At 70.1% G+C, this 25,349-nt stretch carries 14 protein-coding genes; 12 read left to right on the top strand and 2 right to left on the bottom strand.

Annotated elements, in window-relative coordinates:
• The first annotated feature begins 1 nt into the window (after window position 1).
• From AC07SQ_RS06050 to AC07SQ_RS06040, 3 genes are all read left to right on the top strand, one after another.
• The gene (locus tag AC07SQ_RS06050; RefSeq protein ID WP_172438368.1) at window positions 2-988 is read left to right on the top strand and encodes a branched-chain amino acid ABC transporter permease; all 987 of its coding nucleotides are present in this window, start codon (window positions 2-4) and stop codon (window positions 986-988) included.
• Between the two features lie 107 nt (window positions 989-1,095).
• Window positions 1,096-1,545, top strand: a complete 450-nt coding sequence (locus tag AC07SQ_RS06045) for a cupin domain-containing protein (RefSeq protein WP_495270425.1) — start codon at window positions 1,096-1,098, stop codon at window positions 1,543-1,545.
• A gap of 141 nt (window positions 1,546-1,686) precedes the next feature.
• Complete coding sequence (locus tag AC07SQ_RS06040) at window positions 1,687-2,445, top strand: hypothetical protein (RefSeq protein ID WP_495270426.1); 759 nt, start codon at window positions 1,687-1,689, stop codon at window positions 2,443-2,445.
• 21 nt (window positions 2,446-2,466) lie between these two features.
• Here AC07SQ_RS06040 and AC07SQ_RS06035 read toward each other — a convergent pair whose 3' ends face one another.
• The gene (locus AC07SQ_RS06035; protein ID WP_495270833.1) at window positions 2,467-3,558 is read right to left on the bottom strand and encodes a lipocalin-like domain-containing protein; all 1,092 of its coding nucleotides are present in this window, start codon (window positions 3,556-3,558) and stop codon (window positions 2,467-2,469) included.
• Between the two features lie 8 nt (window positions 3,559-3,566).
• Entirely contained in the window at window positions 3,567-4,646 is a 1,080-nt protein-coding gene (locus AC07SQ_RS06030) for a PLP-dependent cysteine synthase family protein (protein WP_070063094.1), read from the bottom strand.
• Window positions 4,647-4,742: 96 nt separating this feature from the next.
• Here AC07SQ_RS06030 and AC07SQ_RS06025 point away from each other — a divergent pair, with 96 nt between their 5' ends.
• The 9 genes from AC07SQ_RS06025 to AC07SQ_RS05985 all read left to right on the top strand — a co-directional run bounded on the left by AC07SQ_RS06025 (window position 4,743) and on the right by AC07SQ_RS05985 (window position 25,337).
• On the top strand, window positions 4,743-7,250 hold the full coding sequence (locus AC07SQ_RS06025; RefSeq protein ID WP_495270427.1) for a penicillin acylase family protein: 2,508 nt from the start codon (window positions 4,743-4,745) through the stop codon (window positions 7,248-7,250).
• A 223-nt stretch (window positions 7,251-7,473) separates the two neighbouring features.
• A complete protein-coding gene (locus tag AC07SQ_RS06020) occupies window positions 7,474-8,181 on the top strand; it encodes an STN domain-containing protein (RefSeq protein WP_495270428.1) in 708 nt (235 codons plus the stop codon).
• Between the two features lie 3 nt (window positions 8,182-8,184).
• Complete coding sequence (locus tag AC07SQ_RS06015) at window positions 8,185-8,712, top strand: RNA polymerase sigma factor (RefSeq protein WP_495270429.1); 528 nt, start codon at window positions 8,185-8,187, stop codon at window positions 8,710-8,712.
• A 72-nt stretch (window positions 8,713-8,784) separates the two neighbouring features.
• Entirely contained in the window at window positions 8,785-9,777 is a 993-nt protein-coding gene (locus AC07SQ_RS06010) for a FecR family protein (protein ID WP_495270430.1), read from the top strand.
• A 404-nt stretch (window positions 9,778-10,181) separates the two neighbouring features.
• Window positions 10,182-21,860: a filamentous hemagglutinin family protein gene (locus AC07SQ_RS06005; RefSeq protein WP_495270431.1), complete on the top strand. Its 11,679-nt coding sequence runs from the start codon at window positions 10,182-10,184 to the stop codon at window positions 21,858-21,860.
• Window positions 21,847-22,527 (top strand): RNA polymerase sigma factor, encoded by a 681-nt coding sequence (locus AC07SQ_RS06000; protein ID WP_495270432.1) that lies wholly within the window; start codon window positions 21,847-21,849, stop codon window positions 22,525-22,527. Before AC07SQ_RS06005 ends, AC07SQ_RS06000 begins: the two co-directional genes overlap by 14 nt.
• Window positions 22,528-22,803: 276 nt before the next feature.
• The gene (locus tag AC07SQ_RS05995) at window positions 22,804-24,027 is read left to right on the top strand and encodes a CaiB/BaiF CoA transferase family protein (protein WP_495270433.1); all 1,224 of its coding nucleotides are present in this window, start codon (window positions 22,804-22,806) and stop codon (window positions 24,025-24,027) included.
• Window positions 24,028-24,109: 82 nt separating this feature from the next.
• Entirely contained in the window at window positions 24,110-24,532 is a 423-nt protein-coding gene (locus AC07SQ_RS05990) for a hotdog family protein (protein WP_354345135.1), read from the top strand.
• 1 nt (window position 24,533) lies between these two features.
• Window positions 24,534-25,337, top strand: a complete 804-nt coding sequence (locus tag AC07SQ_RS05985) for a crotonase/enoyl-CoA hydratase family protein (RefSeq protein WP_062474043.1) — start codon at window positions 24,534-24,536, stop codon at window positions 25,335-25,337.
• Window positions 25,338-25,349: the final 12 nt, after the last annotated feature.

Below are 25,349 nucleotides of genomic sequence, written 5' to 3'. Positions count from 1 at the left end.
CATGAACATGAAAAAAATCTCCACCGTCGTCTACGCGCTGCTGCTGGTCGCCCTGGTGCTCGCGCCGTTCTTCGGCGCCTACCCGGTGTTCGTGATGAAGCTCATGTGCTTCGCGCTGTTCGCCGCGGCCTTCAACCTGCTGCTGGGCTACACCGGGCTGCTGTCCTTCGGCCACGCGGCCTTCCTGGGCGGCTCCGCGTACGTGGCGGGCCATGCGATCAAGGTCTGGGGCCTCACGCCCGAGCTGGGCCTGATCGCGGGCACGCTCACCGGCGCGCTGCTGGGCTGGCTGTTCGGCGTGCTGGCCATCCGCCGCCAGGGCATCTACTTCGCGATGATCACGCTGGCGCTCGCGCAGATGATGTTCTTCGTCGCGCTGCAGGCCAAGTTCACGGGCGGCGAAGACGGCCTGCAGGGCGTGCCGCGCGGCAAGCTCTTCGGCGTCGTCGACCTGTCGAACGACCTCACCATGTACTACGTGGCGCTGGTGATCGTGGTCGCGGCCTTCCTGCTGATCGTGCGCACCATCCACTCGCCGTTCGGGCAGGTGCTCAAGGGCATCAAGGAAAACGAGCCGCGCGCGCTCTCGCTGGGCTACGACGTGAGCCGCTTCAAGCTGCTGGCCTTCGTGATCTCGGCCGCGCTGTCGGGCCTGGCCGGCTCGCTCAAGACGCTGGTGCTGGGCTTTGCCACGCTGTCCGACGTGCACTGGACCGCCTCGGGCCAGGTCATCCTGATGACGCTGGTGGGCGGCCTGGGCACGCTGTCGGGCCCCATCGTGGGCTCGGCGGTGGTCGTGCTGCTCGAGAACAAGATCGGCGAACTCGGCAACTTCCTGGCGCGCATCACGACCGTCGACTGGTTCAACACGCTGGGCGAGTCGGTCACCATGGTCACGGGCCTGATCTTCGTGATCTGTGTGCTGGCCTTCCGCAAGGGCATCATGGGCGAGATCATCGCCTTCATCGAGCGCCGCCGCGCGAAGTAGCGACGCTGGTGGCGCGGCGGCGGGGAGGTTACCCTCCCTGCGGCGCCACCGCTTGTGCCCCCTGTGGCCGGGGCGCAGAATCCGGCTCCCACTTCGAGGAGCCGGCCATGGCCCTTCTTCCGTACTTTGTCCTCACACCCGAGCGGCGCGAAACGCCCTTGAACGTGCTCGGCACGCAGGTGACGGTGCTGGCGTCGAATGCCTCGACGCAGAGCTACGGCGTCACCTTCCAGCGCGGCGACGAAGGCACGGGCCCGCCACCGCACAGCCACGACTGGGACGAGTCGTTCTACGTGCTCGGCGGCGAGGTCGAATTCCTCTGTGACGGCCAGGCGCATCGGTGCCAGCCCGGCACGCTGGTGCACGTGCCGCGCGGCACGGTGCACGGCTTTCACTACGGCAAGGGCGGCGGGCAGATGCTCGAGATCACGGGGCAGGACGCGATGGCCGCCCAGATGTTCACCGCCATCGACCGCGAGATTCCGGTCGGGCCGGCGCCCGACATTCCGAAGCTGCTGGCGGTGCTGGAGCGCAATGGGGTGACGGTCTCCGCGTGAGTCGCGGCCCTCATCGGCACTGACAAGCCGACGCTGTCCAAAACCACCGGTTCCCGTGGCGACGCCGCATGCAGCGCTCGGCACAATCATCCGCACCCGGCCGCACAGGCCCACACCGACAAGAAGATGGAGGAGACCCCCATGCGCAGACGGCTGCTCGCACTTTTCGTGGCGCTCGCACTGACAGGGTGCATGACCCCGCCGCCGCTGCCACCGAACGGCGGCCAGCTCGCGAAGGGCGCGAAGGTCGGCCTGCTGGTGCGCATCCCCACCGCATCCGCGGAACACATGCACGTGGGCACGACCGTCTTCAACAACTTCTCGACCACGTACCCGTTCCCCTGGAACCCCACGGCCAAGGTCTACGAGGCCTTCACGTCGGAGCTCGAAAAAGCCGGCTTCCAGGTGGTGCGGCTCACGAGCTTTGCCACGACCTCCGTCAACGCGCTGGCCGTCTTCAAGCACGATCGATGGATCGCGAATCCTGCACAGGCGTGGGCGGCACGCAAGCTGAAGGACGAGCAGATTGCCGCGGTGGTCCTCGTCGAGGCGACGCGAACGCAGGCGCGCCTGGAGTGCACCGGGGGCCCTTGTGGCGAGAGCGTCATGCAGAACTCGGGCCTCTTCACGCGCAGCATGCTGGGGTCGACGCGGTACTACGCGGTGCCCGCGATCGAAGCCAAGGTCTTCGTCATGGACCCGCCGCTGAACCTCGCGGCCTACGAGCCGATGCTTGCCCAGCAGCGGCAACGGGTGCGGCAGCTCAAGGATTTCCCGGAGCCGCGCGGCCTCAAGCGGTTGAGCACTGCCGAGTTCGCGCCCGTCGCTTCGGCGATCGACGACCACGTCCGCGCGCTGTCGCGCAACACGGCGCAGGCGCTGAGCCAGGGCGTGAAGTAGCCCATCGCGCCGGGCTTCGGCTCACAGCCGCAGCGGCGCCGCGTAGCCCGTCATCTCGAGGTAACCGCGCCCCACGCGCAGACGCTGCTGCGCATCGCGCAGCTCGCTCAAGCCTTCCCAGTACACGCCGCCCGTGGAGCCGCGGCTGTCCAGTTCCTGGTCGTCGAGCAGGGCCTGCACCTCGAAGCGGCCCGCGGGCGTGTCGATGCGCCAGTGCGTCGGGTAGCTCGCGCGCGTGCGCGGGCTGGTCCAGCTGCGCAGCGCCTCGAAGCGCACCTCGCCGGGCTGGAAGATGCGCGCCGCGCCGCCGCGCGGGCGGAACGAGCCGCCCGACCACAGCGCGCTGCCGTCGCGGCGGCGCAGGTGGAAGGCGGTGAGCGCGCTGCCGTCGTCGAGGTTCATGCCGATCCAGTCCCAGCCCACGGCCTCGGGGTGCATCAGCGCCTCGCTCCATTCGTGGTCGAGCCAGGCGGTGCCGGCGATCTCGAACGGGGCCTGGCCTTGCAAGGTGAGGCGGCCCTGCGCCTGCAGCTGCGGCTCGCTGTAGTAGTAGCTCGCCTGCTCGGGGTCGGGGCCCTTGCGCGACAGGCCTTCGCGGCCCTGCAGCAGCACCGGCTGCGACGGCGCGAAGCGCAGGTCGAGCGTGAACTCTCCGGCGGGGATGCGCGCGGTATAGGCGCCGCTGCCGGCGTCGCGCACCAGCGACCAGTCGCGCAGCCGCACGTCGGTGTCGGTCTCGCTGGCCGAGGCCACGTCGAAGCCCGCGCGTGCGATGCGCTGGTCGTGCCGCAGCACGCGGCCTTCGAGGTCGGTGACGGCGGCGTGCGCGAACACCAGCTGCTTGGCCGCGAAGGCCGAGCGCATGGCCTGCGTGGCGTCGACGCGCGAGCGGAAGAAGGTCACCTGGAAGCCGAACGCGCGGCCCGCGGCGGTCTGGCCGTGGCCGGTGATGTACCACCACTCGGTGCGCAGCTCGGGGTGGCTGCCGAAGTCGCGCGGAAACTGCAGCGCCTTCGCGGGCAGGGCCCAGGCGGCATGCGGCGCGCCCGAGGCGGCCAGCGCGGCCAGCAGCAACAGCTGCCGCCGCGCGATGAGGCCACCGGGTGCGCGCATGGCCATCGTCAACCCGCCACCAGCGCGTCGATGCGTTGCTGCGCGGGCGCGATGTCGCCGAAGGCGTTGCGCACCCAGTCGGCGTCGTGGTAGCTCGGCAGGTAGCGTTCGCCCGCGTCGCACAGCAGCGAAAGGATCGAGCCCTGCTGGCCGGCCGCGCGCATCTCGTGCGCCACGGCCAGCATGCCGACGAAGTTGGTGCCGGTCGACGGGCCGACCTTGCGCCCCAGCAGCGCCGACAGCGCATGCATGGCGGCCACCGAGTCGAGGTTGGGCACTTCGAGCATGCGGTCGACCAGCGTGCGCACGAAGCTGGGCTCCACGCGCGGGCGGCCGATGCCTTCGATGCGCGAGCCGGGCGCCGTGAGCGTGGCGTCGCCGCTGCGGTGGTAGGCCGAGAACACCGAGCCCTCGGGGTCGGCCACGCACACCTGCGTGTCGTGGCAGCGAAAGCGCAGGTAGCGCCCGATGGTGGCGCTGGTGCCACCGGTGCCGGCGCCCACCACGATCCACGCGGGCACCGGATGCCGCTCGCGCGCCATCTGCTGGAACATGCTCTCGGCGATGTTGTTGTTGCCGCGCCAGTCGGTGGCGCGCTCGGCGTACGTGAACTGGTCCATGTAGTGACCGCCGGTGCGCTCGGCCAGCGCGCGGGCCTCGTCGTACACCTGCGCGGCGTGGTCCACGAAGTGGCAGCTCGCGCCGTAGAAGGCGATCTGCGCGACCTTCTCGGGCGAGGTGCTGCGCGGCATCACGGCGATGAAGGGCAGGCCCAGCAGCCGCGCGAAGTAGGCCTCGCTCACGGCGGTGGAGCCACTCGACGCTTCGACGATGGTCGTGCCTTCGCGCACCCAGCCGTTGCACAGCGCGTACAGGAACAGCGAGCGCGCGAGCCGGTGCTTGAGGCTGCCGGTGGGGTGCGTCGATTCGTCCTTCAGGTACAGGTCGATGCCGTGCGCGGCCAGTGCGGGCAGCGGCAGCGGAATGAGGTGCGTGTCGGCGCTGCGCTGGTAGTCGGCTTCGATGCGGCGGATCGCGCCGGCGAGCCAGCTGTCGCAGGAGGAGGTTGAAGGGGTGGTGGGCTGCATAGCGCCAGTCTACAAGTCATGCCTTGTAACCCGGCGGGTGACAGAAATCGGGATACTGCCCGCTGCCAATCCACAACAAGACCGGAGACGAACTGCATGAAGAGAATGAACCATCGGCTTTCCCTGGGCGCCGTGTCGCTGGCGGTCCTCGCCCTCGCAGGGTGTGCGTCCAACGCCCCGGGCGTGAACACGCCCACGCGCCCCTCGTCATCCTTCGCGGTGCCTGGTCTGGAGAAGCCCGCCGAAGTGCTGGTCGACCGCTGGGGCGTGCCGCACCTGTACGCCGGCACGCTCTACGACGCCTTCGTGGCGCAGGGCTTCATCGCCGCGCGCGACCGGCTCTGGCAGATGGACCTGTGGCGCAAGCGCGGCCTGGGCGAGATGGCGAAGGACTTCGGCCCCGCCTGGGTCGAGAGCGACCGCGCCGCGCGCGCCGTGCTCTACCGCGGCGACATGTACCGCGAATGGCTGGCCTACGGCTCCGACGCCAAGCGCGTGGCCGAGGCCTTCACGGCCGGCGTCAACGCCTACGTGGCGCAGGTGCGCGCGCAGCCCGCGCTGCTGCCCACCGAGTTCGCGCTGCTGGGCTACCAGCCGGCCACGTGGTCGCCCGAGGACGTGGTGCGCATCCGTCACCACGGGCTCACGCTGAACTTCACGTCGGAGGTCGACCGCGCACGCGCGTTCTGCGCCGGCGCGCCGGGCGACAAGGCCGACTGGCTGCGCCGCGAGCTCGATCCGCCGGTCACGCCGAAGGTGCCCGAGGGCTTCGATCCCTGCAGCCTTCCGGTGGCGGAGCTGCGCGCGGCCTACCTGCGGGCGACCGATGCGCCGCGCTTCACCAAGGAGAACACGCGCGTGGGCATGAACGCGGGCGCGTCTTCCGCGCCGGTCGCGCTGCTGCCGGGCAGTGCGGAGGCGATCGCCGCGGAGGCCGAGCAGGACGAGGCGTCGCAAGGTGATCCCACGGCCGCCTACGGCAGCAACAACTGGGTCATCGCGCCGAAGCTCACGTCCACGGGCCGGCCCATCCTGGCCAACGACCCGCACCGCGCGCACGGCGCACCGAGCCTGCGCTACATGACGCACCTGAGCGCGCCCGGCATGGACGCCATCGGCGCGGGCGAGCCCTTCCTGCCGGGCCTGTCGATCGGCCACAACGGCACCATCGCCTTCGGCCTCACGCGCTTCTACATGGACCAGGAAGACCTGTACGTGTACGAACTGAACCCGGCCAACCCCGAGGAGTACCGCTACCAGGGCCGCTGGGAGCCGATGACGCGCGTCACCGAGCGCATCGCGGTCAAGGGCGAGGCCGCGCCGCGCGAGGTGGTCAACACCTTCACGCGCCACGGCCCCGTGCTGGTCGCGGAGCCCGGCAAGCGCCGTGCCTTCGCCTTGCGCGCCGCCTGGCTGGAGCCCGGCATGGCGCCGTACTTCGGTTCGATGGACTACATGCGCGCGCGCAACTGGGACCAGTTCCGCGCGGCCATGAACCGCTGGGGCGCACCGGGCGAGAACCAGGTGTATGCCGACAGCAGCGGCAACGTCGGCTGGATTCCGGGCGGGCTCACGCCGATCCGCCCGAACTGGGACGGCCTCTTGCCCGTGCCGGGCGACGGCCGCTATGAATGGTCGGGCTTCCGCAACGGCGACGAGCTGCCCTCGGAGTTCAACCCCGCGCGCGGCTACGTGGTCACGGCCAACGAGAACAACATCCCGCCCGACCATCCCGCCGCGAAGAAGGGCGTGGGCTACGAGTGGAGCGATGCGGCCCGCGCGCGCCGGCTCAAGGAACTGTTCGCGGCCAAGGTGGCGGCGGGTTCGCGCTTCACCATCGAAGACTCGGAGCGCATGCAGAACGACATCGTCGCGACGCCGGCGCAGCGGCTGCTGAAGCTGCTGGCCGGCCAGCGCAGCGACGACGCCCAGACCGCGGCGGCGCTGCGCCTGCTGCAGGGCTGGGACGGCGCCATGGACCGCGACAGCGCGGCCGCCGCGCTGTACGAGGTGTGGAGCAGCAAGTTCCTGCGCCAGGCTGTGCTCAAGGCGGGAGCGGGCGATGCCGCCGCCGCGCTGGCCGCGCCCGGCGACAACACGCGCATGGTGCTGCTGCTGGAGAACCCGTCCGGCTGGGTCAGCAACGCGCAGCGCGATGCCTTGCTGCTGACGACCTTGCCCGCCGCCATGCAGGAGCTGTCCGCCAAGCTCGGGCCCGACCCGGCGGCGTGGAAGTGGGGCGCCTTGCACCGCGCCGAGTTCCGGCATCCGCTGGGCGGCGTGGTCGATGCGGCCACGCGCAAGAAGCTCGAAGTGGGCGACTGGCCGATGTCCGGCTCGTCGTTCACGCCGATGGCGGCCACCTACCGCGCGAACGACTACAAGCTGACCTCGGGCGCGTCGTTCCGCATGGTGCTCGACGTGGGCAACTGGGACGCCTCGCGCGTCATCAACACGCCGGGCCAGTCGGGCAACCCCGACAGCCCGAACTACCGCGACCTGGCGCCGCTGTGGCTCGAGGGCAAGTACGTGCCGCTGGTCTACAGCCGTGGCGCGGTCGAGAAGGAAACGGTGGAACGGATCCAGCTGACGCCGGGGCGCTAGCAGGTCCGGTCACGGAAGAGGGCGCTGCCGGGCGCCCGCCGCGGCGCGCCCGGCCATGCCGGTCGTCACGCGGTCGTCATTCGCCGATGTGATGCTTGCAGGAGTTGAAATACTGCCCACAAGCTTGCTGACACGATCCACTTCTTCCTTGTTGACTTCAGCGCATGGTGGTCGTGGGCGAGTGGTTGGACGGGGCTTGGGCCGGGGCAGGGACGACAGGCTCGTGCGGGCCTTTGTCTCCGGCCTGACGTGCACCGTGGTGTGCGTCTGCATTGCCTGGGGATCGACAGCGAAGGCCGTGGCCGCGGGCATCGACGTGCAGTCGGCAGATGCCGCCACCCGCGCGTCGTCCGAATCGCAGATGCTCGACTTCGACCTGCCGGCGCAGCCCTTGGCGGCTGCCCTGGCGCAGTACGCCGCGGTGTCGGGCCGATCGGTGATGTTCATCGACGAGTGGGTGGCGGGGCGAACGTCCGCCCCGTTGCGCGGGCGCCATGCGCCGCATGCCGCCTTGCGGGCCTTGCTGGCCGGCACGGGTTTCACCGCGGACGACGTGGACACGCAGCTTTCCGGCGCCTTCATCCTGAAGCGCGTCGCCGCGGCGCCCGGGCTGGCATCGACCGCCGCTTCGCCACGCGGGTACGACGCCCTGGTCCAGGCCCGTGTCTGGGACGCGCTGTGCGCCGATCTGCGCACGGCCCCCGGCCACTACCGCGCGATCCTGCAACTGCAGGTGACCGCGTCGGGCCGCATCAGCCAGGCCCGCCTGGTGTCGTCTTCGGGAGACCCTGCGCGGGACGCCGCCATGCTTGCGGCATTGGCCCCTTTGAAGATGGACCATCCTCCGCCGGCGGACCTGGCGCTGCCGCTCACGCTGGCCATCCTTCCGCACGACGTGTTGCCCGGGCCCCGCTGTGCCACGGTGCACTGACGCATGACGGAGAACGTCATCCCGCTGCTGCGCAGCTTCCTGGTGCAACGCTACGAGCAGCTCAGGCAACGCCTGGCCGTGCGGCTGGGCAATCGCGAACTGGCGGAAGACGCCTTGCACGAAACCTGGCTGAAGCTGGAGCGCAGCCAGCCCATGGCGGGCCCCATTGCCACGCCCCAGGCGTACCTGCTGCGCATGGCGGTCAACCTGGCCATCGACGTCCGGCGCGCACAGAGCCAGGTCTTGCTGTCCGACGACATCGAGATGCTGATGAATGAGCTGCCGGACCCGGCGCCCGGTCCTGCCGAGGTCGCCGAAGCCCGTTCGCAGCTGGAGGCGCTGGACGGCCTGCTGTCGCGCCTGCCGCCGCGCCGCCGCGAAATCCTGCTGCTGGTTCGCCTGGAGGGCTGGTCCCAGCGGGACGTGGCCACGCGGCTTGGCATTCCTGTGCGGACCGTCGAGTACGAACTGAAGGCCGCGCAGGATCTTCTGTTCTCGCGGCTGGAACCGCGCTCTGGCAGGTCTTCATGACGGCACGAAGAAATAGTTTGCGGATTGCGGTGTCGGCAACCGTCTACCAAGTACGGGGCCCCTGAAACCGACATGACGACGCACCCTTCACCACCGACGCTTCCCGAGACGCTGCGCGAAGACGCGCGCGCGTGGGTGCGCAAGCTGCATTCGGGCGTCGCCACGCAGTGGGAGGCCCAGGCGTTCCGCCGCTGGCGTGACGCGAGTCCCTTGCATCAGGCAGCGTTCATCGAGGCCCGGCAGCAGTGGCGCGTGCTTCAACCCGCGCTGAACCGGCTGGTGCGCACCGACGCCGAAGCGGCGAGCCTTCACCGCGAGACCCTGCGCAAGCCCGCGGCGAGCCGCCGGGCCTTCCTGGGCGTGGCCGGCGCCGCCGCCGCGGCCGGTGTCGCGGGGGTGGCGGTCTATTCGCCCCTGGGGTTGTGGCCCGCGGCCAATGAATGGCGTGCGGACTGGCGCACAGCCGCCGGCGAGCAGCGTGCGATCGCGTGGTCCGACCAGATCGGCGTGACCTTGAACACCCGCACCAGCATCCGCCGGGTGGCCTCGGACGACCAGGCCGAGGGGCTGGAGTTGCTGAACGGCGAAGCGGCGATCGAGATGCTGCCCCGTGCGCGCACCTTCAGCGTCGTGGCCGGCGCTGGCCGCAGCATTGGCGAATCGGCGCGCTTCGAGATCAGCCGCCTGGAAGGGCGGGTGTGCGTGACCTGCCTGGCGGGCCGCGTGCGCATCGAGCACCCGGCCGGCGACCGTGTGCTGCTGGCACGCCAGCAAGCGGTCTACCGCGATCACTCGATCAGCGGCATCGCCGCCGCAGACCCCGAGGTGGCTTCTGCCTGGCGGCGCGGTGAGCTCGTGTTCAAGCAGGCCCCCTTGTCGGTGGTGCTGGACGAGATCAATCGCTACCGTCCCGGGCGTGTGGTCCTGATGGTGGATGCGCTGCGGGGGAAAACGGTCACCGCGACCTTCAAGCTCGACCGCCTCGACCTGGCCTTGCTCCAGATGCAGCGTTCCTTCGGCTTGAACGCCCGGTCGCTCCCCGCCGGCGTGCTGGTCCTGAGCTAGAGGTGGACCTCGGGGTTGGGTGGCGACCCTGTTTCGATGTCGCGGCTTCCCATGGTGGTCGTGCACAGCCACTGTGAAGCTTTCGTGACTTTGCCGAGGTGCAGTGCGTCCCCGCCGTTGATCTGCAAGGACTTTCCGGACCGAGGCTGCAGCGACACGCGCGCGCCCACAACGAGGCCAAAAATATTCTTCTGGAATTCGATGTTTCCGTCCCGTCAAGAAACTGACGGCTCCTGGCGCCTTGGCTTTCGATCGCCATCGCAGGGGCTTCTTGAACGGGGCTGGCCTGCGCGACGCGCACAGCCCCTTCGGCACAGGCTTTACTTCGGCGGGAACGAGAAATGACCATCAGTGGGTGCAACGAAAAGAAGCGACCGGCGCGCGCGGCGCAGCAGGTTTTCAGGATGGCGCCCCTCGCGCGGGCCATCGCGGTGGCGCTGGCCGCCGGTGGGGTCCTCGGCAGCGCGCACGCCCAGCGGGCGTTCAGCCCGGCGTGGTTCACCGACAAAGGCGCGGCGCAGGCGGGCGCGATCGCCACGGGCAAGCTGCCGAACGGCGCGCCGGCGTCCAGCCTGATCCACCCGACGCAGCCGTCGTCCGCGGCGAGCCAGCAGCTGCAGACGTCCATCACCAACCTGAACCTGGCCGCGCGCGCGATCGCCGCGCAGCAGGCACAGCAGACACAGAAGCGGGCCGAGGCGCTGGCCAGCGGCGAATCCGCGCCGGACGGCCTGGCCGAAGGCGGCCTGAAGGTCGGCACGAATTCGCTGACAGCGGGCTGGCTCAACGCCAGGGACCCCGTGCAGGCCGCAGCCAACGGCAGGACCACGGTCACCATCGAGCAGACCGCCGACAAGGCCATCCTGAACTGGGAGACCTTCAACGTCGGCAAGAACACGACGGTGAAGTTCGACCAGCGTGCAGGCACCCACGCCAAGACCGGCGCCAACGAGTGGATCGCGCTCAACCGCATCAACGACCCCAGCGGCCGACCCAGCCAGATCGCCGGCCGCATCGAGGCCGAGGGCAGCGTCTACCTCATCAATCGCAACGGCATCCTGTTCACCGGCAGCAGCCAGGTCAACGTGCGCAACCTGGTCGCCTCCAGCCTGAAGCTCAGCGACGAACAGTTCAAGGCCGGCCTCAACACGCGCCTGGGCGCGAAATCGGGTGACCCCGGTTACTGGAGCGGCCTCGAAGTGGGCGTCGGCATTCCCACCTTCGGCGAGAACTCCAAGCAGATGCCGGTCGATTCGAACGTGCAGTTCGCCGACATGGGCCCGGCCTTCGATCCGGGCAAGCCGCCGGGCGACGTCAAGGTGGCGGCCGGTGCGCAGATCACGGGGCAGGGCGGCCACGTGCTGATGTTCGCGCCCAAGGTCAGCAACGCGGGCAGCATCCGCACGCCGAGCGGCCAGACGCTGCTGGGCGCCGGCGAAAACGTGTGGCTGGAAGCCAAGGAAATCAGCCCCACCGTGCGCGGCTTCGATGCCGTCACTTCGTCGGTGCGGCCCTGGCTCTTTCCGGCCAAGTTCCTGATCAATCCGCAGACAGCGCCCGCCTTCCAGCCCTACCTCATCGGGCGCATCGTGTCCGACATCCTGCCGCTGATGGAACAGCGCGCGGCCCAGGTCGGCTACAGCGTGCACAACACCGGCATCATCCAGGCCGATCACGGCGACATCACCATGGTGTCGCGCGAGATCAACCAGGGCGGCATCCTGCAGGCCAGCACCGCGCTGAACAACCGCACGGGCTCCATCCGCCTGCGCGCCTGGGGCCAGGGCGTGCACAACATCGACATCAACCTGGCGGCCGACGTCCCGCGCCTGACGGCCTGGTCGGGTGGCACGCTGACCCTGGGGCCGGACAGCATCACCCAGGTCGTCAACGACTGGCAGGACACCACGCGGATCGAAAGCGGCTCGCTGGCCAACCGCTACCAGCCCGGGCGCATCGAGCTCTACGGCAAGACGATCGACGTGCAGACCCGTGCCCAGGTCACCGCCGCCGCGGGCCACATCGATATCCAGGCCCAGGCCAACCCGGCGGCCCTGCAGCGCAACACGCAAGTGGGCGACGGCAGCCGCATCCTCATCGGTGAACACGCCACCGTCAGCACCGCGGGTCTGATGCAGATGCCGGTGGACATGGCCAGCAACTTCGTCGAGGCCGAACTGCGCATCAACGAACTGCGCGACTCCCACCTGCAGGCGAACACCTGGCTGTACGGCCGGAAGGTCATCGTGGATCGACGCCGGTCGGGCACCTTCAAGGGGCTGATGGCGGGCGTCGAATGGGTCACCGACGAGTCGGGCAAGGCGCTCAAGGGCGTCTGGGTCGGCACCCCGCTGGCGGACGTGACGGGCTGGGTGGGCAACGGCCTGGTGGGCTTGTCGGAACTGGCGGCGCGAGGCGGCGACATCACCATCCAGTCCAATGGCTCGGTGATCACGCGGCCGGGCTCCATCCTGGATGTGTCCGGCGGCTCGGTGCGCTACAGCGACGGCTGGAACACGGAAACCCTGCTGCGCGGCGCGGACGGGCGCACCTACACCATGTCGTCCGCGCCGGCGGACATGACCTACACGGGCATCGCGGGCCAGTACCTGCACGCGCATGCGCGCTGGGGCGTCACGCAGACCTATGTCAATCCGATGCTGTCGGGGCGGCGCTGGGAGCCGGGCTACGAGGAAGGCCGCAATGCCGGTTCGATCGACATCCGTGCCGGCAGCGCCTTCATCCTGGAGGGCGAGTTCAGGGGCTCGGTGCAGCCGGGCGACCGGGTGCAGGAAGTGGCCGAGCTGCCTCGGGCCGGCCGCCTCACGGTGGGTTCCAACCGGGCGCAGGAGGGCATGTGGACCCTGGGCCAGGTCGTCATCAGCGACAAGCCCGCGTTGCTGCCGGCGGGTTTCAGCATCGACAGCCCGCTGGGCAAGGACGCCTTCCTGACCGAGCCCGAAGGGCAAGCCCCCGGTGCCGGCGCGGGTGTGGGCCGCACCACCTGGCTGTCCGCTGCGGGGCTGAGCCATTCGGGCCTGGGCGCCATCGAGTTGAACCTCAACACCGGCTTCGTGCTGGAAGACATCGCGGTGGTGAATCTGCAGCCGGGGGCGCGCTTCACGGCCGCGGTCTACGACGGCCAGGGCATCCCCGGCAACTTCGACATCCAGGGCAAGCTCATCGCCCCGGGCGGCTCCATTGCCCTGAGCGCCGGCGGCAAGGCGGACAGCGTGCTGCGCCTGGGTGCGAACAGCCTGCTGAGCGTCGCGGGCCAGTGGGTCAACGACACCGGCCAAGGCGTCACGCTGGGCCGCGCCATCCACGGCGGTTCGATTGCACTGGGGACCCCGATGAAAGAGGGCCTGGGCACGGTGTACGGCAACGTGGAGGTGGCCGCCGGCGCGGCACTGGACGTGTCCGGCGGCGGCTGGCTGTCCGGTGTCACGGCGGGCGGCAAGGCCGGCAAGGTGAAGGCGGGCAACGGCGGGGCCATCAGCCTCACGGCGTTCGACAACGCGGCGCTCGAGACGCTGGACCTGCGCGGCTGGGCGGGGGGCGATGCGTCGCGGCTCACCCTCACGGCGATCGGCGACGTGCAGGTGGGCGGCGCCGCGCCCGCGGCCGACGCCACGGGCGGGAAGGCATCGGGCGCAGCCAAGCCGCTGCACCTGCCGCAGACCCTGTACACCGAGCGCGGCTTCGGCACGATCGGCATCCGTTCGCTCGGCGGGGACGTCGTGGTCGCGGAAGGCGCACAGGTGCACATCCAGCCCACGAGCTGGGACATGCCCGCCGCGGTGTCGACGCTGCGCACGCTGCCCAGTGGCAGCGCCCTGGGCGATGTGCTGGCCCCCAAAGCGTTGGACGAGTTGAGCGAACAGCGCCGCGCCGCGCGCGCGCCCGGCGGCCTGTCGCTGGCGACCGGCGCGACCGGCGGCGGCATCCGCATCGACGCGAACGCCAGTATCCAGACAGAAGCCGGCGGCGCGATCTCGCTGGACGCGGACGGGTCCGGGCAGGCTTCCGTGCGGGTGGCGGGCCGCCTTCAGGCGCCGGCCGGGACGCTGAACATCCGCGCCAAGAACACCTTGACGCTGGCCGACGGGGCCGAGCTGCTGCTGCCCGGCGTGGCGCAGATCTTCCACGACCCGGCCATGCGCCTGCCTCAGGGCAAGGTGCTGCCGGGCGGCACGGTCACACTGAGCGCCGGCACGCTGGACGCGCAGGCGGGTGCGCTGATCGACGTGTCGGGCGCGCGGGGCACGGTGGCGTATTGGGACCGCGGCACGGGCGCGCTCGGCGCCTTGCGGCGCGTGGAGCAGGAACTGGGCAGCGACGGCGGTGCGATCGTGATGGAGGCCGCCGCCGGCGGCGCCATGAATGCCAGGCTGCGCGCGCACGGCGGCAATGCCCAGGCAGCGGGCGGGTCCTTGTCCATCACGGACACCAGTGAGGCCGGGCGTGCGTCCGGGGACCTGGTGGCGCCGGACATCGGCTCCTTCCTGTACTACAAGAGCCCCACCGGCACGTACACGTTCAACGGCGAAAAGTACGCACGGATCATCGGCACCAGCGGCAACCTCGACGTGCGCGACGAGTACGCCGGCGACGTCAAGATGAGCAGCGCCATGCGCACCGCGATCAACACCACGCTGCCGACGTCAGTGTCCAGCAGCAAGGGGCTCGTCCTCGACGCGGGCGCGGCGCTGGCCGCGGGGCCGGGCGCCGACAGGGCGCCGTGGGAGCACGACGCGACCATCGACAAGCGGGTGGTCGAACTGCTCAACAAGTATTTCTGGAGCGGCACCGGAACGGCGCTGAGCCACAAGATCAATATCGGCAACATCGCCACTTCGGACGGCACCCTGCACGTATCGGCGAAGGCGCTGCAGGACACGGGCTTCTCGGCGGTCGATCTGCGTTCCACGCAAGTGGGCGTGCAGCTGGCCAGCGGCGTCGACCTGAGCGTCGCCGGTCGCCTGGGCATCACCGCCCCGGTCATCCAGAGCGACGGGCTGGGCGGCGTGGTGCGCCTGCACGCCCACCATCTGCAACTGAACCCACTGACAGGTGCGGTCGGTGCGGTCGGCGCCACGCCCCGCAATGCGGGCGAACTGATCCTGTCGGCCAGCCAGGCCATCGACATTGCAGGCAGGGGTGCGAAGGGCGAGTCGGCATCGCCCGTCGACGTCAAGCTGCGCGGCTTCGAACGCACCGTGCTGGACACCGGCGACCTGCGTTTCGTGGCGGGCGCCTACAGCGAAGGCGGCGCCGACTACGACGACCCCCAGCTGCGGGCCACGCTGGACGTGGGTGGCGCGCTGGAGATCAAGGCCGCGCAGGTCTACCCGGCCACGGCCGTCACGGCGCGAATCAACTCGGACCGGTCCATCACCGTGCGCGGCAATGGGAGCGCCGCGGCGCCTCTGTCGGCCGGCGGCAGCCTGACGCTGAACGCGCCCGTCATCGAGCAGGACGGCGTGCTGCGCGCGCCCTTCGGGCAGATCGCGCTGAATGCCGGCGAGCGCCTGACGCTGGGCACCAACAGCCTGACCTCGGTGTCCGGTGCGGGCCTGGACGTGCTCTACGGCAGCCTGCGCAACGCCGAATACTGGCTGGACCCGGCCAACCCGCAGGGCCGCAATCGTGCCAATGCCGGCGATGCCAATTCCCTGGACGAAAACCGCTATCTGTCGTCCCTGCCGGAAAAGCGCGTGCTCCTGCAAGCGCCGGATGTGGCCATGGCCGCGGGCGCGGTGGTGGACATCGCGGGCGGCGGCGACCTGCATGCGTGGGAGCACGTGCCCGGCTCGGGCGGCTCGCACGACGTGCTGACGCTGCCCGGCATGTACGCCGTGCTGCCGGGCTACCAGGGCCTGTCGCCCGTGGCGGGCGGTGCAGCGGGCCAGAAGGTCTGGCTGGCCGGCGGTGGCCTGGGGGCCGGCTGGTACACGCTCCTGCCGGCACGCTATGCGCTGCTGCCCGGCGCCTTCGCGGTGCAGAGCACGGGCCAGGCCTTGCCGGCGTGGGCCGCATCCCGTGGCGAGGTGGTGAGCCTGCGTGACGGCTCGACGATCGTGGCCGGGCGGGAACAGAACACGATCAGCGGCGCGCGCGATGCCACGGCCTCGGGCTGGCGCGTGCTGCCCGCCAGCCTGGTGCGCAAGGTCAGTGAATACAACGAGGCGCGGGGCAACGCCTTCTTCTCGTCGGATGCGTTCAAGCTGACGCAATACCGCCTCACAGGGCAGGACGTCGTGACCCCGCGCCTGGCGCGCGATGGCGGCGCCGTGGTGTTCAAGGCCGACCGCGCGCTGACGCTGGACGGCGAGCTGCGCGCGCAACCCGATGCGGGCGGGCGCGGCAGCCTGGTGGACATTGCCGCCGCCAAGATCGCCATCGTCGGCGCGGGGCAGGACAGCAGCGACCTGCGCGCCGACGGCTACCTGGTCGTGGATGCCGGCAGCCTGACGCGCTTCGGCGCGGGCAGCCTGCTGGTGGGCGGCACGCGCACGGGCAATGTGCGCGGCCTGCAGGTGGACGTGGCCGCCAGCGACGTGGTGCTGCGCAACACGGCAGGCACCGCGTTGAGCGGCCCGGAGGTGATCCTGGCCGCGGCGAATGCGGTGTCGATCGAGTCGGGCAGCGTGCTGCGCGCGCACGGCGCCGCGTCGGGCGACGAGGCGAACCTGGTGCTCAAGCCGCAGGTGGCGGCCGTGTGGAGCGACAACAACACGCCGAACGACACCAGCGACGACCACATCGTCACGCCTTCCAGGGACTGGGGTGCGCTGGTGCGCGTGAGCAGCGGCCAGGCCGTGCGGGCGCTGCGCGAGAACGTGGACACCACCGTCGGCGGCCAGGTGCGCATCGGCGCCGGCGCACTGCTGCAAGGCGGCGAGGCGTTGCTGCTCGACGCCACCAACAACACCGAGATGGCCGCCGGCGCGCAGCTGTCGGGCAAGGCCTTGTCGGTGGCCGCGAGCCGCATCGGCATCGGCGGCGGCAGCGGCGGCCTGGTGCTGGACACCGACGCCCTGGCGCAGCTGTCGCGCGCGCAGTCATTGACGCTGCACAGCTATGGCAGCCTGGACTTCTATCGCTCGCTCGACATGCGCGGCCTGGCGCAGGTGGTGTTCGACGCCGCGGCCCTGCGGGGTCATGGCGCCGATGCCGTGCAGGTGCAGGCCTCCCACCTGACGCTGCAGAACACGGGCGCGTCGCTCGGCAGCGCGGGCACAGGCAGTGGTCGCCTGGAACTGTCGGCCGGCGAGCTGGTGCTGGGCGCGGGCGACAAGACGATGTCCGGCTTCGACCAGGTGCTGCTGTCGGCCAGCCGGCGCATCGCCGGCGAAGGCACCGGGAGCCTGGACGCCGGTGCGGCGGCGCTGACGCTGCGCACGCCGGTGCTGCAAGGGGTGTCCGGCGCCGACCAGGCCCTGCGAGCGCAGGGCCAACTGGTGTTGCAGCAGGACGCGCAGCTGGATGCGCAAGAGATGGCGTCACTGGGCCGCGCCAGCCTGGGCGCGCGCCTGAGCCTGTCGGGCCAGGGCGTGACCGTGGCGCTGCCGGTGCTCGCGCTGGGCGGCAGCATTGCGGTCGATGCCGGCACGGGCAACCTGACGGTTGCAGAGTCCGGCCGCCTGCACGCGGGGGGCCTGGAAAAAGTCTTCTTCGACGCGGCCCAGTACGTGGATGCCGGCCAGATCAGCCTGGCGACGCGAGGCGGCCTGATCGACCTGGCTCCGGGCAGCCTGCTGGACCTGTCCGCCCATCCGCACGGTGGCGACGCCGGCCGCCTGACGGTGGACGCATCGGCCGGTGGACGGGTCCACTTCGGTGGCACTGTGCAAGCGCAGGCCGGTGCCGGCGGCAACGGTGGCAACTTTGCGCTGGCCATCGATCGGCTGGACGATTTCGGCGCGCTGGCGCGAACGCTCAACGATGCGGGTTTCAACCGCTCGCGGCAGTTCCGCGTCCGCCAGGGCGACCTGACGATCGCGGGCACCACGCGCGTGGCCGACTTCGAAGTCATCACCGACCGCGGCGTGATCTCTGTCGACGGCACGGCGCGCGTCGAGGCCAACGCAGCGTACGGCGGCAGCATCCGCCTGGTCGGCGGGGCGGGGCTGACGATGCAGCCTGGCGCGGTGCTGGCGGCCCATGCCACCGACGCCATCGACGGCCTGGGCAGCAGCCGCATCGACCTGGAAGCGGTCGACGGCCAACTGAACCTGGCCGGCGGCACGCTGGACCTGAGCGGCGGCGAAGGCGGCAAGCTGCGGCTGCGGGCGCAGCGCACTGCAGGCAACGACGGCCTGAACGTCACGGCGCTGAACGCCGCCGTGCAGGGCGCGCGCTCCGCGGTGCTCGAAGGCGTGCGCCGCCATGCGAGCACGGATGGCACAGTGGAATCCGTGGCCCCGCAGGCGATCGCCGAGGCCAATGCCTTTGCAGGCCACACCGGCATCCTGGCGAGGCTGGGTGGCAACGCCGCCGCCTACACCTTGGCGGCGGGCATCGAGATCACCAGCCCCGGTGACCTGACGCTCGGCCGCGACTGGAACCTGTTCGACAGCTTCGGTGCGGCGCACCGCGAAGGCACGCTCACGCTGCGCGCCGGCGGCAACCTGAACATCGACGGCCATCTGAGCGACGGCTTCGACGTGGCGGGCCGCGACAACGGCGCGGGCCGGGCGGCGCGGCTGCAGCAGGCCGCGTCGTGGAACCTGCGCCTGGTGGCGGGCGCGGACCTGGGGTCGGTCGATGCACTGGCCACGCGGCCATCGGGCGCGCTTGCAGCCGACACCGGCACGATCCGCGTGGGCACGGCCGGCACCGAGTCGGGCGCCGGCAAGCTGGTGCGCACCGGCAGCGGCGACCTGACGGTACGCGCCGGGCGCGACCTCGTGCTGGCGCACAAGGAGTCCGCGCTGTACACCGCAGGCCGGGCCGAGGCCGATCCCACCTTGGGCGGCGGCTTCGACACCGCCAGCGTCGATGCCCAGTACGGCACCGCAGGTGGCCACGTGGATGTCGCGGTCCAGGGCAGCGTGCGTGCGCCCACCGCGCAGGGCGCGCGTTCGGACCAGATCCTGACCGAATGGCTGTTCCGCCAGGGCCGCTATGGCGGAGATCTCAGCAGTCCCACCGGCTACTACGACGCGTACAACATGGGCGAGAGCTGGGCGCCGGTCATGTCCGCCCGGGGCCAGCAACCGAGCTGGTGGGTGAACCACGCCAGCTTCCAGCAGGGCCTGGGCGCGCTGGGCGGCGGCAACGTGAAGCTGTCGGCGGGCGGCGACCTGGTGAACCTGGTGGTGGCCTTGCCCAGCACCATGCGCGTGACGGGCGGGCGTTCCGCTGGCGATGCCGCGGCCTCCACGGTGACCCGCAACGGCGGGCAGCTGCAGGTGGCGGCGGGCGGCACCCTGAAGGCCGGCCAGTACTACGTGGGCCGCGGCGCCGGCGAGATCGAAGCCGGCGCAAGCGCCTCCGGCTATGCCCTGACCGGCATCTCGAGCAGCTGGCCCAACACCGCCTATTCCTACGACATCGCGCCCGTGCTGGCGCTGTCGGACGCCACGCTCAAGCTGCAGACGCTGGGCGACCTGGTCCTGCAGACCGTGATCGACCCGATGCAGATACGCCGTGCCTACGTCGACCAGGCCGACCGGGACACCAGCGGCGCGTCCAGCCATGCGATGTTCATGAGCAGTCAGACAGAGCGCAGCGCCGTCAGCCTGGTGTCCACCGGCGGCAACGTGCGCCTGGTCAACCAGTCGGAATTCGTGGCAGGAAACGACACGGAGAACACCACCAGGCTGGTGAGCGGCATGACGGACACCAAGCTCCAGACGGACATGGTGGGCCTGTACCCGGCCAAGGTCAGCGTGTCGGCCCTGAGCGGCAACATCGACGTCGCGGGCCTGCTGGCGATGGCGCCGGCGAACAGCAGCGACCTGTCTTTGCTGGCCGCGAAAGACCTGCGCTTCCTGCGCGGCAGCAGCCTGCAGAACACGGGTGCCATCGTCATGACCCAGACCACGCTGGACAAGTGGCCGTCGATATTCCGGCCGTGGATGGGTTTCACGATCACGCTGGGCGGGGCATCGGCGTTCGGCGCGCCGCTGAAGTCGGTCTATGGCGGCTTCTCGGTGACGAACACGTTCCTGACCAACAGCCTCAATGGCATGGAGCTGTTCGACAACCCCGATGTGCTGCCGATGCAGGTGCATGACTTCACGCCCAGCCGCTTGTACGCGGCGACCGGTTCCATCAGCGACCTGAATCTGATCGCGTCGGAATCGGTGCACGTGCAGGCCGGCACCGACATCCGCAACTTCGAGCTCAGCGCGCGCAACCTGCGCCCCACCGACACCACCATGCTGGCGGCGGGCAACGACATCCTGGCTGTCGCCAACAGGCTCCTGTCGCACCGCTATGCGCGATACAGCGGCGACGCGGCGGCCTACTACTACGACAGGGGCAGCCGCACCGCGCTGCAAGGGCCGGGATCCCTGCTGCTGCTGGCCGGGCGCGACATCCAGGGCAACAACCTGTCGCTGTACACCAATGCCAATCGCTATTGGGACTACGTGTCGGCAACGCCGCTCGGCGAAGAATCGAACGTCATCAAGGCCCTGCCCGCCGAGGGCGCCGGCATCACCCTGATGGCCGGCATGAACAAGGCAGCCAGCTACGACGCCTTCGAGCGGGCCTACCTGAACCCGGCCAACGTGGCCGCCATGCCGGACTATCTGAAGACCACCCTGGCCGACGGCACCGTGGCGCCGCTGTACCTGAGCGACGGGGTGGAAAACCGCGGCGACCTGGCCAAGTTGGCGCGCCGGGGCCTGGTGTCCTTCGTGGAAGGCATGCTCGGTGCCGACAAGGTCGCCAGCCTCACCGGCACTGCGCACGGCAAGCTGAGCCCGCAGCAGGCGTGGGAGCAATACCGGCAATTGCCGCCCCTGGTGCGCGAGCAGTTCCTGCGCCAGGTCTTTGTCTATGAACTGCGCGAAGGAGGGCGCGACCAGAACGGCGGCGATGGGCAGAACGGCCCGGTTAACGGCGGCTACCGTCGCGGCTCCGCGGCCATCGACACGCTGTTCCGCGGTGCGACGGCCGAAGGCCAGCCCGTTCGCTACGCCGCGGACCTGCCGGACAACTGGCGCAGCAGCTGGTCCGGCGTGGGCAGCATCGCCGCGACCCGGATGGCGGCGCGCACCCACCAGGGGGGGGACATCAACGTCTTCACTCCCGGCGGCGGCCTGCAGGTGGCGGGGCTGGGCGCCGTGGTGCCGGACGGATACGGCCTGGTGACGCTGGCCTCGCCGGGGCAGGTCAATGTGTTCACCGACCGAGACATCACCGTGAACCGCTCGCGCATCCTGTCCTTCGTCTCGCAGGCCGAGCCGCTGGGCAGCGACCAGGTGTTGTGGTCCAGCCAGGGCGACATCGACGCCGGCCGCGGCGCCAAGACCGTGCGCATCCCGCAGGCGCCGGAAGTCACGGCGGACGTGGACGGCAACATCACCGTGGAGGAAAAGCGCGACATGAGCGGCGCCGGCATCGGCACCGTGGGCGAAGGCGACGTGGACCTGGTCGCACCGAGGGGCACCATTGATGCGGGCGATGCCGGCATCCGGGTCGCCAGCAACCTCAACATTGCAGCGCTGCAGGTGCGCAATGCCGACAACATCCAGGTCAAGGGCGAGACGACCGGGCTGCCGGTGGTGGCGGCAGTGAACATCGGTGCACTGACCACCGCCAGCGCGGCGGCGTCGGCGGCGGCCATGGCGGCGCAGGAGTCCATGCGACAGGAGCGGGCCGCAGCACGGCAGAACCTGCCCTCGGTCTTCACGGTGCGGGTGCTGGGCTTCGGCAACGACAGCCTGCCGTCGGGCGGTGCGGGTGCATCGTCGCCGCCACGCCCCGGCGCGCAAGCGGGCGCTTCGCCTCGGTACGACCCTGCCAATCCCGTGCAGGTCTTTGGGCACGGCAACCAGTTCGACGCGTCGGTGATGTCGTTGCTGACCGACGCCGAGAAGAGCAGGTTGCGCCATGCCGGCAAGTAAGACGATGTCCGCGGCTGAGTTCGATCCCGGTCCTTGTTTTCAAGGGCCATTCGCGGGTCACGGCGAGCCCGCCGGCGTCGTGCTGCGGGCGTTCCTGACGGCGAACTACGCGTACCTGCATCGCCGCTTGGCCCGCGATCTCGGCTGTTCCGACCAGGCCAGCGAGTGCCTGCACGACGCCTGGCTGCGCCTGGGCGACATGACGGCATCGGAGCCCGTGCGCAGTCCCGGGGCCTATGTCTATCGAACGGCGCGCAATCTGGCGATGGATCGCCTGCGCAGCGACCGGTCCTGGCAGTACGTGGGCGAATGGGATACGGCCCTCGATCTCCTGGCCGATCACGCGCCCGGCCCCGATGCCATCGCCGAGGCGCGTTCGGCCGTGGAGGCCGTCGAGCAGGCGATGCAGCGGCTTTCGCACCGGCATCGTTCGGTGCTCGTGGCACTGCAGATCGAGGAGATGACCCGCCAGGACGTGGCGGACCGGCATTGCATCTCCTTGCGCAGGGTGGACACGGCACTTCGCCAGGCCCTGGACTACTGCGCGCATGCGTCCGGTCACACCGTGCGGGCGGAGGGCGCTTCGCCGCGGCGGGGTCTTTCGCGGCGATGGCAGGAGAAAGTCGTCGCCCCGATGCGCGCCAGCGCGCCGCGCGCGGAGAAATGAAATCCCGCCTGCGGGCGGCGCCGGACCGGTAGCAACTTGCTGCTGCCGATCTCGTCGGCGTTCGGGTGGGAGCGGTTGCGGGACGCACGACCTGTCCGATCGAGCACCCGATACCCAACGCGTATCGCCCGACATGAAGACGGTATTTCACGGCCAACACCGGTTCCCCTAGCATCGTTCCAACGATACGGGAGACCGAATGGACACAAGGACAGAAGCGGCGGGTCGCTTCCTTTCGCGCACCGCGATACCGGCTTCGAAAAGCCAGGGGGCCCCATGAGCGGACCTCTCGACGGTGTGCGCATCATCGACATGACCGCGGTGCTGATGGGGCCCTATGCCACCCAGATCCTCGGCGACCTGGGCGCCGATGTCATCAAGATCGAGTCGCCCGGCGGCGACACGGTGCGCGGCATCGGGCCCGGCCGCAATCCCGGCATGGGTGGCATCTTCCTGCACGCCAATCGCAGCAAGCGCAGCGTGGTGCTGGACCTCAAGCAGCCCGATGGCCGCGACGCGCTGTTGCGGCTCGCTGCCGATGCCGACGTGCTCATCTACAACGTCCGGCCGCAGGCCATGGCGCGCCTGGGGCTGGATTACGCCGCCATTGCTGCCGTCAATCCGCGCATCCTGTATGTCGGCGTGTACGGCTATGGGCAAGACGGGCCCTATGCGGCCAAGCCGGCCTATGACGACCTGATCCAGGGCGCGGCCGCGATTCCCACCTTGGGCGTGCGCGCGGGCGCCGACGTGCCGCGCTACGTGCCCAGTGCCATGGTCGACCGCATCGTGGGCATGAGCGCGGCCAACGCCGTGTCGGCGGGGCTCTTCCACCGCGAATGCACGGGCAGGGGGCAATCGATCGACGTGCCCATGTTCGAGACCATGGCGCAGTTCGTTCTGGGCGACCACATGGGCGGCTGCACCTTCGAGCCGCCGATCGGGCCTGCCGGCTATGCGCGGCTGCTCAACGAGCATCGCCGTCCCTACGCGACGCTGGACGGTCATCTGTGCGTGCTGATCTACAACGACAAGCAGTGGAAGACCTTCTTCGGCCTGATCGGCAAGTCGCAGGAGATGGAGGCCGATCCACGCTTCAGCACCATCGGCCGGCGCACCGAGAACATCGGCGAGCTGTACCAGCTGGTGGGCCAGGTGATGAAGACCCGCACATCAGCCGACTGGACCGCACGGCTCGAAGCCGCCGACATCCCCGTCATGCCGATGCACACCCTCGAGTCGCTGATGGACGACCCGCACCTCAAGGCCGTGGGGTTCTTCGAAACCGTGGAACACCCCAGCGAAGGACGCCTGCGCGCCATGGCGATCGCGACGCGATGGTCCGACTCGCCCCCCACGGTGGTGCGCCAGGCGCCCCGGCTCGGCGAGCACAGCGCCGAGGTGCTGGCCGAGGCCGGCTACAGCGCGGCGCAGATCGAGGCACTGGCTGCGCAGGGCGCCACCTTGTTGCCCGCCGAACTGATTTCCGAAGCGAGTTGAACCGCCACCGCATGGACCTGAACGGAGCGCACCCTTGATCCAGCTGAACACCGGCTTCCATTTCGACGAGCTGCCAACAGGCATGCGCTTTCGTTCCCGTTCCCGCACCGTGACCGAGGCGGACCTCGTGAGCTTCATCAACCTGAGCTGGCTGAACGAGGAGCTGTTCACCGACACCAGCGACCGGGCGCACATGGCGATTGCGGGCCGGGTGGTGCCGGGTGCGCTGGTCTATGCCTTCGCCGAAGGCCTGATCACGCCGTCCATGCAGGGCACGGGCCTGGCGTTCCTGAATGCGGAACTCGACATCGCCGCGCCGACCTTCGTGGGCGACACGATCCATGTCGAATGCGAAGTGATCGAGCGACGCCCCACCGCCAAGCCGGGACGCGGCCTCGTGCGCACCCGCAATTCGGTTCTCAACCAGGATGGCAAGACCGTTCTCACCTACACGCCGCTGCGCATGATGCGCATGAAGCCGGCAGACGAAAAGAAGGCGCACTGACATGGAAGACTTCCTCAAGATCGAGCGCGACGGCGGCGTCGCAGTGGTGACGATGAACCGTCCGCAGACCCGCAATGCACTGTCCGACGCGGATGCCGTCGAGTCGCTGATCGCGCTGTGCGACACCGTCAACCGCGACCTGTCCGTGCGCGCCGTGGTGCTGACCGGTGCCGGCACGGCGTTCTCGTCGGGCGGCAACCTGAAGACGCTGCGCGACACCATCGGCAGCGGGCTCGGCGAGCCGGTGCACAGCCGTTACGCCTACCGCGACGGCATCCAGCGCCTGCCGCTGGCGCTGTGCAACCTCGAGGTGCCGACCATCGCGGCCGTCAACGGGCCGGCCTACGGCGCGGGCAGCGATCTGGCCTGCATGTGCGACATCCGCATCGCGTCCCGCACGGCCGTGTTCGCCGAAAGCTTCGTCAAGCTCGGGCTGATTCCGGGTGACGGCGGCGCGTGGCTGCTGCCCCGGGCGGTCGGCATGTCGCGCGCCTGCGAGATGGCCTTCACCGGCGATCCCATCGATGCCGCGCAGGCCCTGCAATGGGGGCTGGTCTCCGATGTGGTCGAGCCCGATGCGCTGATGCCCACGGCATTGCGGCTCGCGCAGCGCATCGCCAGCAATCCGTCGCACGCCCTGCGCATGACCAAGCGGCTGCTGCGCGAAGCACAGCACGCGCGGCTCGACACGGTGCTGGAGATGTCGGCAGGCTTCCAGGCACTGGCGCACCACACCGCCGCGCACGAGTCCGCGCTCGATGCCTTTCTCGATGCGGCGAAGGCCCGTGCCGCGGCGCGCACCTGACAGCGGGGAATG

Source organism: Variovorax sp. GW821-FHT06D12 (assembly GCF_059419205.1).
This window is presented reverse-complemented; position numbering and strand designations above follow the sequence as displayed.